The organism is Providencia sp. PROV080, assembly GCF_033688105.1.
In the GTDB taxonomy this organism is placed as follows: Bacteria; Pseudomonadota; Gammaproteobacteria; order Enterobacterales; family Enterobacteriaceae; genus Providencia; species Providencia zhejiangensis.
The window spans coordinates 4,055,397-4,068,187 of sequence record NZ_CP096346.1 but is presented as its reverse complement, the minus strand read 5'-3'; the positions used below and the strand labels follow the sequence as shown (position 1 = coordinate 4,068,187).

Here is a 12,791-nt window from a genome sequence, read left to right as displayed (position 1 = left end):
GTATTAAAATTATGTCAGAACAAAACAACTCTGAAATGGTATTCCAGATCCAACGTATCTATACAAAGGATGTTTCATTCGAAGCACCTAATGCACCACATATTTTCCAACACGAGTGGCAGCCAGAAATTAAATTGGATTTGGATACTTCATCTACCCAATTGACTGAAGGTGTTTATGAAGTTGTTTTGCGTGTTACCACAACAGCAAAACTGGGCGAAGAAACCGCATTCCTGTGTGAAGTTCAACAAGCTGGCGTATTCTCTATCGAAGGTATTGATGGGACTCAAATGGCACATTGTTTAGGTGCATACTGCCCAAATATTCTGTTCCCATATGCACGTGAAGCAATCACTAGCATGGTGAGCCGCGGTACATTCCCTCAACTGAACCTAGCGCCAGTTAACTTTGATGCTCTGTTCATGAATTATTTGCAACAGCAGCAAGGCGAGCCAGCGCAGAATAGCGAAGTTCAATAGGACGCTTAATGAAAACTGCTTCAATGACAGTCATCGGTGCCGGTTCTTACGGCACCGCTTTAGCGATTACGTTAGCACGTAATGGCCATCAGGTTATGCTGTGGGGACATGACCCTCAGCATGTGCGTAAATTACAACAAGAACGTAGTAATCAGGCATTTTTGCCTGGCGTTTCTTTCCCTGATAGTTTATCTCTCGAAACGGACCTTAAACGTGCCGTGGAAGCGAGTCCAAATATCTTGATTGTAGTACCAAGCCATGTTTTTGGTGATGTGCTCAAACAAATTCAACCTTATCTCCGAGCTGACTCACGTATTATCTGGGCAACGAAAGGCTTAGAAAGAGATACAGGGCGTTTATTACAAGATGTGGCGCGTGAAGTATTAGGCAATGAAATTCCACTTGCTGTGTTATCAGGCCCCACGTTTGCCAAAGAATTAGCTGCGGGTATGCCAACGGCAATTTCAGTTGCCGCAACTGACAGCCAATTTGGTGATGAACTGCAACAGCTTTTCCATTGTGGCAAAAGTTTCCGTGTGTACAAAAACCCTGATATGGTTGGTGTACAGCTGGGTGGGGCAGTAAAAAATGTGATTGCAATTGGTGCGGGCATCTCGGATGGTATGGGCTTTGGCGCTAACGCACGGACAGCCTTGATCACGCGTGGTCTAGCGGAAATGAGTCGATTAGGTGCTGCATTAGGTGCTGACCCCTCCACCTTTATGGGCATGGCGGGACTGGGTGATTTAGTGTTAACCTGTACCGATAATCAATCACGTAACCGTCGCTTTGGCATGATGCTTGGCGATGGTATTAGTGTGAGTGAAGCTGAAAAAGAAATTGGCCAAGTGGTGGAAGGTTATCGCAATACCAAAGAAGTGAAGGCACTTGCTGAGCGTGCAGGGGTTGAGATGCCAATCACGGAGCAAATTTATCAAATCCTTTATCGCCAAAAAAATGTCCTAGAAGCAGCACAAGCGCTATTAGGGCGAGCGACTAAAGATGAAATTGCTGACATGCCAACATCGAAGGACTAAAAAATCAAATTTTAAGTGAGTCATTATGTCGCGAGAAGAATTGGATAGAATCTGGGGATTCATTAAAGATGAAGCAAAGTCACTTGCCGATTGTGAGCCTCTGTTAGCCAGTTTCTTTAATGCAACCTTGCTTAAGCACGATAACTTAGGTAGTGCACTCAGTTATATGCTAGCCAACAAACTCAGTTCACCTATCATGCCAGCCATGGAAGTGAGAGAAATTGTTGAACAAGCCTATCGTAATGACGAACAAATGATTTTTTCTGCTGCGATGGATTTATCCGCCGTGCGTCTGCGTGACCCGGCGGTTGATAAATATTCTACTCCTCTGTTATACCTGAAAGGTTTCCATGCGTTACAAGCCTATCGTATCGGGCATTGGCTATGGAAAGAAGGTCGTCAAGCACTTGCCATTTATTTGCAAAATCAGATTTCAGTCACCTTTGCTGTTGATATTCACCCAGCCGCTCGCATTGGTTGTGGCATCATGTTAGACCATGCAACAGGAATTGTGATTGGTGAAACGGCGGTTGTTGAGAACGATGTTTCTATTCTGCAATCCGTGACTCTAGGCGGTACGGGTAAGACTTGCGGTGACCGTCACCCTAAAGTTCGTGAAGGCGTGATGATCGGTGCGGGTGCGAAGATCCTTGGTAATATTGAGATTGGGCGTGGTGCAAAAATAGGCGCGGGTTCAGTTGTCCTTCACCCCGTTCCCCCTCATACTACGGTAGCGGGTGTACCTGCTCGTGTTGTCGGTAAACCAAATAGTGATAAGCCATCGTTAGAGATGGACCAAAACTTTAATGGCTCGATTTATGGTTTTGAAGACGGTGATGGGATTTGAGAAGAGTCATTATTGTATCTGAGCTGAAACGGCTAAAAGATATGGATGAATACACTAGCCATACAGATGAGTTATTTCATGTTACTGTATCACAATTTGTTGAACCTTTTCATAATAACGACAAGCAATAATAGTTAAACCCTCATCATCTATTGAATAAATGAGCCTATTTGTTTCATCTATTCGTCTAGACCAGAAGCCAGCTAAGTTTTCTTTTAGTGGTTCTGGTTTCCCTATCCCATAAAAAGGTGTTCTTTTAGTCTCGTCAATGAGCTTATTAATGCGTTTGAGCGTTTTTTTGTCTTGGGTTTGCCGGTATAGATAGTCTTCCCATCCTTGGTCAGTCCATATTAAAAATCTACTTATTTATAAGCTCTCTTTTCTTTACTTTTCCGGCTTTAAATTGAGCAATTGATTTATTTAAATGTTCGGCATTTGCTGGTGAGCGTAATAAATAAACCGTTTCCATTAGGCTATTGTAATACTCTAAAGACATAACTCCAGCATCCTCTGAGTCACGAGGAGTGATGATAGTTGTATCTGCATCATCAACAACTCTATCTAATACCGATTTTAGATTATTTCTAGCCTCACTAAATGAAATTGTTTTCATTTACCCCGCTATACTTGTACTTTATTCTGTACAAGTATAATGGCGTTATAAGGAAAGTTCAGTATGCATGCTGCTAAATTAGTCGCGTAATAATGCTCCTGCGTAACCCAATTGTCGCCATGCCTCGAACACTACCACGGCGACTGAGTTTGATAGATTCATACTACGGCTATCTGCCAACATCGGGATACGAATTTTTTGTTCCATTGGCATATTATCGAGGACGTAAGGCGGTAGTCCCCGCGTCTCAGGACCAAACATTAAATAATCATCTTGTTGATAACTCACATTACTGTGGCTTGGTTTACCTTTAGTGGTTAACGCAAAGACACGGGCACCACGAGCAGATTGATTATTATCTGGATTTAATCCTTCGCTTGCTAAGAAAGCAAAATAATCATGATGGTGTTTGATGTCAGCAAATTCACTATAGTCTAAACCCGCACGGCGTAGCCGCTTGTCATCCCAAGTAAAACCTAACGGATGGATCAGGTGTAAGCTAAAGCCTGTGTTAGCACAAAGGCGAATGATATTGCCCGTATTTGGCGGAATTTCAGGTTCGAATAAAACAATATGTGGCATAACGAATGACTGTGTTAAACAGTAAATTTAAATGAAACAGTGGTAAAGGATTTTACGCGCAAATGATGCAAGTTGCATGTCATTGTGAATACTAAAATGAGCGCAATAAAAAAGCGGGTTCGATATGGAACCCGCTTTATGTGAATCGACGCTAGCTAACGACTATTGCTTATAGCCATTAGGGTTTTGAGATTGCCAACGCCAGCTATCATTAACCATATCTTGTACGGAATATTGTGCTTTCCATCCCAAATCGTTAAATGCTTTTTTAGGGCTAGACCAACATTCAGCGATATCGCCAGGGCGGCGCTCAACAATTTTATACGGAATGGGTTGACCCGATGCTTTTTCAAAGGCAGAAATCATCTCTAATACACTAGTTCCTTTACCCGTACCTAGGTTATAGGTATGTAGACCTGCTTGATGGCTGACATTGTTTAATGCTGCAATATGACCGCTAGCTAAATCCATAACATGGATATAATCACGTACTCCGGTACCATCTGGAGTCGGGTAATCTGCGCCAAAAACCATGACTTCTTTATGGCGACCAACTGCAACTTGAGCAATATAAGGTGTTAGGTTATTTGGAATACCTTGGGGATCTTCACCAATTAAACCAGATTGGTGTGCTCCAACAGGGTTGAAATAACGTAATAAAGTGAGTGACCATTCGTTATGAGCAACATGTAAATCAGTCAGAATACGCTCAACCATATATTTACTTGTACCATATGGGTTGGTGGTCCCCCCGACTTTAGATTCTTCGGTTAATGGAACTTCTTCTGGATCACCATACACAGTGGCTGATGAGCTAAAAATAAGACTCTTCACACCGGCTTTTTGCATACAAGAGACTAACACTAAGGTGCCATTGACGTTGTTATCATAATACTCAATTGGCTTTTGAACTGACTCACCAACGGCTTTTAGCCCAGCAAAGTGGATCACCGATGCGATCTGGTGCTCAGCAAAAATCGTATCCAGAATCGCGGCATCACGAACATCACCGACATAAAATACGGGTTTTGTACCTGTGATAGTTTCAATACGCTTTAAAACCTCAGGGTTAGCATTGCAGAGATTATCCAAAATAACGGGTTGCATGCCTTGTTCAATCATCTGTACACAGGTATGGCTACCAATGTAGCCAAGGCCGCCTGTGACTAACACTTTTATTTGCTTCATTTTATATTCCTGTACGACTAATACTCATAAACATAGTTATAGTCGTCTGATTTCGCATCGATACCATTGAGGATCACGCCAGTGATTTCGATATCGTTTTGTTTAAAGCGTTTTAGCGATAGCTCAACATCTTTTACGGTATTGACACCATAGTAGGCAATAAGCAGTGAGGTGCCGACATATTTACCGATAATTGCAGCGTCAGTGATCGCTAAGATTGGGGCAGTATCGATAACCACAATATCGTATTGACCTTTCATCGTGTCGAGTAAATGCTTAAAGCGTTCCCCCATTAAAAGCTCAGAGGAGTGCGTGACATTTTTACCTCGGCAAATCACATCCAAGTTTTCAATGACATGACGATGAATATTTGGCTGATTGGCATCTTGCTGAGCTAAGTAATCAGATAAGCCCATTTTATTACTTAAGCCAAATGCTTTATGGATACGGCCTTTACGTAAGTCGGTATCAATTAACAGGACTTTTTTGCCGGCATTAGCCAATACAACCGCCATATTGGAGGTGACAAAGCTCTTACCGACTCCTGGTGAAGCACTGGTAATCATCACAAGGTTATTCCCTTGGTTCATCACCGAGAAGTAAACGCTAGTTCGTAAAGAACGAATGGCTTCTACAGCCGTATCGGCAGGGTTTTCTAACGCCAAAGGATGTTTATTGCCCTCGGCAATCAGTTTTTTCTCATGGGTAGAGAATGGGATGGTGGCATAGACGTTAACGCCTAGCGCATCGATATCCTCAGTACCTTTAATTTTATTATTAAAGAACTCACGGGCAATTACATACGCACAACCAACAATAAAGCCAAGGATAGTCGCTAGAACTATTATGAGTGCTTTTTTGGGTGCGACAGCATTAGGTTGAGATTCCGCGGAGTCAATAATACGCACATCAGCCGTAATACCTGAATTGAGTACACTGAGTTCTTGTTGTTTGGCCACCAATTGATTGTAGATAGCTTGTTCAGACTCGACATCACGGGTTAAACGTACAATCTGCTGTTGGGTGTTAGGGAGTTTTTGAATATTTTTACTGATTTTCTCTTTTTCACGTAACAGTTGCTGACGTTTATCGAGTAATGACTGATAAGCAGGGTGGTTACGAGTATAGAGCTGCTGAATTTCAACCTCTTTAAAGGTTAACTCATTGAGTTTCTCTTCAACTTGCAAGGCGCTATCAAGGGCTGATTTTGCCTCTAAGGATAGGTCGATAGATTCATTCTTTTTACGGAAAGCATTTAATTGGTTTTCATAGTTGTCCAATTTAGTTTTTACTTTCGGTAAGTATTCATCTAAGAATAATAAAGTATTATTGGTAACCTCTTTTTTACGCTCGGTATTTTGGTCTACATAGTTTTGGATAATACTATTTAAAATCTGCACATTTTCTGCTTTGTCAGCACCTTTAATAGCAAGATTAATAATACCCGTACCTTTACCGACTTCTGCAATCGTTAAGGTATTACGTAGGTTTTCAATGGTCGAATAACGGGCATTTTTAGATAAGGTAAATTCTTGTCCGACTTCCGCATTGATTGAGGATACGAGCAAGCTGATTTCATCTTGTTTTAGGAGTTCCCCCACTTTGCCTTCAACGGTTTGATTATCAATATGAAGGGCATAACGGTTTTCGCCTAAATAAGTGAGGGTTGCAGGCTCACCAATAAGAGATTCTGGTACAAAATAGAGGGAGATAGTAACAGAAGATTTATCTCCCCACAGCTTATCAAAAAAACCAGCCGGTGCAATTTGGGTATCTAAATTAAGGTCTGCAACCGTTTTACCGAGCACCATTCGAGACTTAATTACTTCGATCTCGGAATCTACTTGGCTATTGCTACTGGATAGCGGCATCATTTCACTCATTTGATCCACGAGAGAAACTTGGTTCGCTTTATCATACTGTAGTGTCGCATTGGCTTGATAAATGGGGGTGGCTAAAAAGCTATAAGCGGCGCCAATGACAATAAAAAAGAGGGTAAAAAAGCCGATTTTAAGATAACTGGATTTGAGTACCTTAAACAGCGCTAGCAGATCGATTTCGTCCGAGGCAGCGGAACTGGTTTTTGTCGTGTTCATAATCAATTAACGTTAAGCCTTCAAATAGTAAAATTAAATTTTCCCTTGCCACTGTATAACGGCTTTTTCCATCAGTTGATAAACATGCTCAAACATTTCATCACTGCGTTTATGCGGATCTGGGATCTCGGTTTTATTTAGCCATTGGCCGAACAACATGACTTTGCCACGTGTTTCGGGGAACTGTTGATGGATTCTATCAATATGATCGTTTTCCATCACTAGGATTAAGTCTGCTTCTTTACATAACTCACTGGTTAAACGACGTGATTGGTGATTATCTAAAGAGAGATTGTGGTTCTCTGCGATACGGACAGCACTATCATAAGCGGGGCGATCCTCTTTGGCGATAATGCCTGCGGAATGGATCTTTTTATTGGGAAAATGAACTTGTAATAAACGCTCCCCTGTGGGGGAGCGGCATATATTTCCCATACAAACAACAAGAATATTGTTAAACATACGGATTACCAGTCGTGAATACGTTTAGTCCCTTCGGTTAACTGATTATATGATGCAATGGTTGGTAACAATTGAGTGATGAGACGGTTCCAACGTACCACTGGGGCAGCAGTGACATAAACCAGATCATAAGGTTGTAACTTAAATTCCGTTCCCATCACCATGGAGGTGGCATCAGAGAGATCTAACTGATAAATAGCCGCCATTTTCTTCGGCAGTAGGGCGTCTAATTCTTTATCACCAGAGGTTTGGTTTTTAATCGGACGAATGACAAATACACCCGTTGCATTGGCGGTATTTTGATCTGTACCGCCTGCTTTACTGAGAGCTTCGGTGATACTCATACCGGCACGGTCAATAGTTAGGGTATTTGGTTGGCCGACTTCCCCCATCACAAACACTTTTTGCCCATCGTTACGTGGTACGTATAACACATCACCCGGCAGCATCAGATGGTTTTGGGTTAGGTCGCCATACTGGACTAATGCTTGCAAGGAAATTTTAATTTCTTTGCCATTACGAGTCAGTACGACATTATCCCAATCTGCCTTTTCAGTTAGACCACCTGCATTGTTAAAAGCTTCTAAAACCGTTAATGGTACGTTAGTAATCGGTAATGTGCCTGGTTTAGAAACTTCGCCAGATACATACATTTTTTGTGAGCGGAAAGCGGCAATACTGACATCTACCTGAGGAGATTCAATATAGGTAGAAAGACGGTTGCTCACTAGATTACGGATTTCAGTGACGGTTTTACCAATGACTTTCACTTTACCAATATACGGATAGTAGATAGTGCCGTCTGAGTGTACCCAGTTGCCTGAATCCGCAGCGCTACGGTAAGAGCCGGCAGGAATAGTTAACTCAGGGTGATCCCATACCGTAATGGTTAATACATCACCCACACCAACACGGTACTCATAGGTTGCCAGTTGCTTTTCGAGGGTTGGGTTTGGTTTTGCAATAACTTGCGGGGTATACATCTCATCTAACAGTTTTGGCGAGATCGGGTAGATATCGACAAATTTAGAAATATCACGATCGCCAGTGTCGACGACGTTTTTTCCCGAGGTAGACATATAGACACCAGGGGTAACAGTACAGCCAGTTAATGCGGTGAGCATTAGTGCAATAACAGAAAGGCGTTTCATAAACTAGCTATTCCTTTAGTAGGAGTTTATCGTAAGTAAAGTTAGTAGAATATAACTGTTAATTTACTGAAAATCATTTATTTCCTATTATTAGGATGCATTGTTTTTTTTTTCAGGACGTTCGAATGCTTGAAGAAACCATTGATGGTATAAAAAGAAAAATACCAGAAAGTCTGAAAAGGATTAAACTTTAAAATTTCTCGATAAAATTGCCATTGGTATTTAGCAGCATTAAGCTTATTTTGGGTCATACCGGAGTCTGTCCGATAATAAGCTAACACTTTAGGGTAACAATAAGCTTTCTTTTCGATGGAAAGTAATGTTAACCATAGTCCAAAGTCTTGCCTTTTTCTAATTAGCGGCATGTACTGCTTACCAAAGTAATCAGCATCATAGATTACTGTCAAACAACCGATAACATTACCGTATAGTGATTTGTGATAGGTAGTAAATGTTGGTGCCGTGACAATTTTTCCTAATCCATTGTTACTTATATGTTGGTAATAACTAAAGGTGAAATTGTAATCATTATCTAACATAAAAGAAACTTGTTCTTTTAACTTATTTTTCAACCAAATATCATCACTATCTAAAAAGGCAATAAAACGTCCTTTAGCACTTTCGATACCTTTATTTCGAGAATACCCAGCACCATGATTTTCATCAGAAAGAATGATATGAACCCTAGGGTCATCGATCTTTTTAAGAATACTTCTAGTATTATCTGTTGAATTATCGTCGATAATTATCAATTCAAGATTATCATACTCCTGCTCTAAAACAGACTGTATTGACTCCTGAATGTTTTTTTCTGCATTATAACAGGGCATGATTACAGAAACTAAAGGCTTGTCAAAAAACAAATTCATTTAATCGTTACCAAATAGGTCGCGGGTATACACTTTATCCGCCACATCTTCGATTTCAGGCACCATCCGGTTAGCTAAAATAATATCGCTGTCCGCTTTAAAGGCCTCAAGGTCACGGTAGACTTTCGAGCGGAAGAACTTATCTTCTTTCAGCACCGGCTCATACACAATCACTTCGATACCTTTGGCCTTAATACGTTTCATCACGCCCTGCACCGCAGAGGCACGGAAATTATCAGAGCCTGCCTTCATCACCAAACGGTATACCCCCACTTTACGTGGCGCTTTGGCAATAATCGCATCGGAAATAAAGTCTTTACGTGTGCGGTTAGACTCCACAATGGCGTTAATCAGGTTATTCGGCACATCATCGTAGTTTGCTAACAACTGTTTGGTGTCTTTAGGGAGACAATACCCGCCGTAACCGAAAGAGGGGTTGTTGTAGTGGCTACCGATACGCGGGTCTAATGACACCCCTTCAATAATTTGTCGTGCGTTCAAACCGCGACTTTCTGCATAAGTATCTAATTCATTGAAATAGGCGACACGCATAGCCAAATAGGTGTTTGCAAACAGTTTAATCGCTTCGGCTTCTGTGCTGTCAGTAAACAGTACAGGAACGTCTTTCTTGATGGCCCCTTCCAGCAGCAAGTTAGCAAAAATCGCTGCCCGCTCAGAGCGCTCCCCTACCACAATACGGGAAGGGTGCAGGTTATCCCAAAGTGCACGGCCTTCGCGTAAAAACTCAGGCGAGAAAATCACATTGGTGTAGCCAAACTCTTCACGTAAGCGCTCAGTAAAGCCAACCGGAATGGTGGATTTCACAATGATAGTGGCGGCAGGATTGATTTTCTGCACGTCGTGAATGACCGATTCCACTGACTTGGTATTAAAGTAGTTGGTTTTAGGGTCATAGTCAGTGGGGGTCGCCACAATCACATACTGTGCGCCAGTATAGGCTTCAACAATATCTTGCGTCGCACGGAAATTAAGTGTTTTTTCACGCAAAAACTGTTCAATTTCGGTATCGATAATCGGCGATTGCTTGTTGTTCAGCATCACCACTTTTTCAGGCACGATGTCGACGGCCACCACTTCGTGGTTTTGTGACAGTAACATGGCGTTAGACAGACCAACATAGCCTGTACCTGCAATTGAGATTTTCAATATTATTACCTTACGTTATAAAAAATAAATATATATAAAATAAACATATAAATTCATACTTCCGCTAATAACTTTTTATATGTATCTAACATAATTTTTCTGTTATGAAATATATGAAAATGACTTTCAACATAAGACTTGTTATAAATTTTTATAGTTTCATTGGTATCATTTTCTATAGCAGTATGTATAGCATCCTTCAGTTCATCAGATGTAAAATCTACTGGTAATAGACAATTCTGCGGTACTTTGATGCTAGCATCGTAAAATGGCAAGTTAGATACTATTGGTATTAATTTCAGATAACAGCACTCAAGTACAGATAATGGTGTTCCATCCATTTTAGGGATAGAAATAAATGCATTCGCACATGATAATTTTTGATAAAGTTCATCATGAGGAAGAAAGCCTAATACTTTTATTGAGCTATTATGTGCGGCTAAATTTATTATTTCTTTCTCTGTTTTTTTGTTATTACTTTTTCCAAAGAGCCATAGCTCTGTATGCTGTGGTGAAATTTCACTCCAATTAGTTATTAGTCTTTTTATTTGATATACATCGTCCCAATTTCTTATAGATGCTATTACATATTTTTTATTTTTTCTGGGTGATGTTGAATAATTTTCTAGTTTGTTAAAATCAAGTCCATATTGAAGAGTGATGATTTTATCTTTTTTTATACCAAATCCCAATAGCTGTTTTGTTATATGTTCTCCTGGGGAGTTAATAACGTTATATCTATAAAGTACAAAACGGTAAATAAACCTAGACATAATATTTGCATTAGCAATTTTATTGAAATCACTTCCCCAAATAGAAATAATTTTTTTCCCGGGAAGAAATGACGAAATAAGTCCATAAGACGAAAGGTAATGTACATGTATAATTTTAGGTTTGACTAGAAAATAATAATATATTAGTGCAAAGGGTAAGATACTGAAACTAATAAGTCTATTAATGAAAAATAAATTATGTACCATAGTAGGCTTTTTATTTTTATCCTTATGACATGTAACTACAGTATAATTATAACTAGAGTCGTTACCTATCCATTGCTGAATGTGCCCACTAACCCAAGGGCCTATAACTAATACATTGTTTCTATTTTTCATTCCGATCCCATTGAAAAACTAATTTTATTAATTTGTTGAGCGATAAAAATATAGTAAAAGCTTAAAATAAAGATTATTTTCATGTAGTATATATTATAAAATACTACTTCACCTTTAAATTGTAAGATAAAAGTCATTATCATAATGAACAAGAAAAACAATTTTAAATTTGAATTTAGTTTTCTTGTTAAACGCTGGGTATAAATGATAAAGATAATAAATGCTAAATAAGGAATTAAACTTCCGAACATTCCAAAGTATAATATAAAACGCAGATAGCCACTATCTGTATTCATGTAATAATAACCATTTTCGGTGGTATATAAACCATCACCAAATAATACGGTAGATATTTTATTGGGAATGAAGTACATTTCTTTTAATTTCTCAGTGGATGAGACAGAAAAGCTACCAGTATCTAAAAAATTAATTACTGGTTGAAATGCATAACTTATATATCGATCGAACGTAGTTGAGAAATGGTCACTAGTACTTAATATATAGATGAGGACACTAAAAAAAGAAAATGATATAAAAATATATTTATTAATATTTTTAAATAACTTAAAGTTTAGTGATTGCAATAATATAAGAAAAAAACCAAAAATGAATGCTAATATAGCAGTTCTACCTGCTGATAATGAAGCTATAAAAACAATGAAAAACAATATAAACTTAGTTAACTTAGAATATTTACAATAATTGGAAAACCAAAATAGCATTATATATGATAGTAAACCCATAGTAATTGATAGACCAAAGGCTATAGATCCTGATAAACCTAATCCCCTTACACCATCATAAACAGACATTCGACTTAACTCTTCTTCAGTTCGAATATAAAACTGTATTAGTTCTGTTAATTCAGGTGATATTAACATTGAAATTATAATTATTGACTGCATTATTAAAGCTATAGAGAGATGTTTTTCTATATTTGATTTGATATTAAACATAGAAATATAGAGGGCTACCATGAAAATGCTAAATATAAATGAAAAAACATTATTAAATATTGTTTTTAGCATTGAAAAATCGTTTTTCCCAAGGATTGCAGTATTTAATGAACTATAAAGTATCATTAAAACATAGCAAAAAAACATCACTAACACTATTTTTGTATAGAGAATTTTCTTTAAATACGAGAAATAATGTCTTTTAAATATAAGTAGAATGAGGCAAAAAATA

Annotated in this window: 14 protein-coding genes; 3 read left to right on the top strand and 11 right to left on the bottom strand. The window is 38.9% G+C overall.

What is annotated here, in order from left to right:
• Positions 1–11: 11 nt before the first annotated feature.
• From secB to cysE, 3 genes are read left to right on the top strand one after another with little or no spacing between them, the layout of a single operon-like run.
• On the top strand, positions 12–479 hold the full coding sequence (secB, locus tag M1F03_RS18425; RefSeq protein WP_154624173.1) for a protein-export chaperone SecB: 468 nt from the start codon (positions 12–14) through the stop codon (positions 477–479).
• An 8-nt stretch (positions 480–487) separates the two neighbouring features.
• Positions 488–1,516, top strand: coding sequence for an NAD(P)H-dependent glycerol-3-phosphate dehydrogenase (gene gpsA, locus M1F03_RS18420; protein WP_154624172.1), 1,029 nt, complete (start codon positions 488–490; stop codon positions 1,514–1,516).
• Between the two features lie 25 nt (positions 1,517–1,541).
• Positions 1,542–2,363 carry a serine O-acetyltransferase gene (gene cysE / locus M1F03_RS18415; RefSeq protein WP_154624171.1) on the top strand — a complete coding sequence of 274 codons (822 nt, stop codon included), beginning with the start codon at positions 1,542–1,544 and terminating at the stop codon, positions 2,361–2,363.
• Positions 2,364–2,444: 81 nt separating this feature from the next.
• On the opposite strand, the gene M1F03_RS18410 is transcribed toward cysE, so the two are convergent.
• The 11 genes from M1F03_RS18410 to M1F03_RS18360 all read right to left on the bottom strand — a co-directional run bounded on the left by M1F03_RS18410 (position 2,445) and on the right by M1F03_RS18360 (position 12,631).
• On the bottom strand, positions 2,445–2,729 hold the full coding sequence (locus M1F03_RS18410) for a Txe/YoeB family addiction module toxin (RefSeq protein ID WP_318840142.1): 285 nt from the start codon (positions 2,727–2,729) through the stop codon (positions 2,445–2,447).
• The gene (locus M1F03_RS18405) at positions 2,722–2,976 is read right to left on the bottom strand and encodes a type II toxin-antitoxin system Phd/YefM family antitoxin (RefSeq protein WP_154624170.1); all 255 of its coding nucleotides are present in this window, start codon (positions 2,974–2,976) and stop codon (positions 2,722–2,724) included. The genes M1F03_RS18410 and M1F03_RS18405 overlap by 8 nt, the downstream gene beginning before the upstream one ends.
• A gap of 78 nt (positions 2,977–3,054) precedes the next feature.
• On the bottom strand, positions 3,055–3,558 hold the full coding sequence (gene trmL / locus M1F03_RS18400) for a tRNA (uridine(34)/cytosine(34)/5-carboxymethylaminomethyluridine(34)-2'-O)-methyltransferase TrmL (protein ID WP_154624169.1): 504 nt from the start codon (positions 3,556–3,558) through the stop codon (positions 3,055–3,057).
• 162 nt (positions 3,559–3,720) lie between these two features.
• The gene (gene galE, locus M1F03_RS18395; RefSeq protein ID WP_251464801.1) at positions 3,721–4,746 is read right to left on the bottom strand and encodes a UDP-glucose 4-epimerase GalE; all 1,026 of its coding nucleotides are present in this window, start codon (positions 4,744–4,746) and stop codon (positions 3,721–3,723) included.
• A 17-nt stretch (positions 4,747–4,763) separates the two neighbouring features.
• Complete coding sequence (locus M1F03_RS18390; protein ID WP_318840044.1) at positions 4,764–6,842, bottom strand: polysaccharide biosynthesis tyrosine autokinase; 2,079 nt, start codon at positions 6,840–6,842, stop codon at positions 4,764–4,766.
• 33 nt (positions 6,843–6,875) lie between these two features.
• A complete protein-coding gene (locus M1F03_RS18385) occupies positions 6,876–7,304 on the bottom strand; it encodes a protein tyrosine phosphatase (RefSeq protein WP_318840043.1) in 429 nt (142 codons plus the stop codon).
• 5 nt (positions 7,305–7,309) lie between these two features.
• A complete protein-coding gene (locus M1F03_RS18380; protein WP_318840042.1) occupies positions 7,310–8,455 on the bottom strand; it encodes a polysaccharide export protein in 1,146 nt (381 codons plus the stop codon).
• Positions 8,456–8,532: 77 nt separating this feature from the next.
• Positions 8,533–9,324 carry a glycosyltransferase family 2 protein gene (locus M1F03_RS18375; RefSeq protein ID WP_318840041.1) on the bottom strand — a complete coding sequence of 264 codons (792 nt, stop codon included), beginning with the start codon at positions 9,322–9,324 and terminating at the stop codon, positions 8,533–8,535.
• Positions 9,325–10,491 (bottom strand): nucleotide sugar dehydrogenase, encoded by a 1,167-nt coding sequence (locus tag M1F03_RS18370; RefSeq protein ID WP_318840040.1) that lies wholly within the window; start codon positions 10,489–10,491, stop codon positions 9,325–9,327.
• Positions 10,492–10,544: 53 nt separating this feature from the next.
• Positions 10,545–11,603: a glycosyltransferase gene (locus M1F03_RS18365; protein ID WP_171831099.1), complete on the bottom strand. Its 1,059-nt coding sequence runs from the start codon at positions 11,601–11,603 to the stop codon at positions 10,545–10,547.
• The gene (locus M1F03_RS18360; protein ID WP_171831100.1) at positions 11,600–12,631 is read right to left on the bottom strand and encodes an O-antigen polymerase; all 1,032 of its coding nucleotides are present in this window, start codon (positions 12,629–12,631) and stop codon (positions 11,600–11,602) included. The genes M1F03_RS18365 and M1F03_RS18360 overlap by 4 nt, the downstream gene beginning before the upstream one ends.
• Positions 12,632–12,791 lie beyond the last annotated feature (160 nt).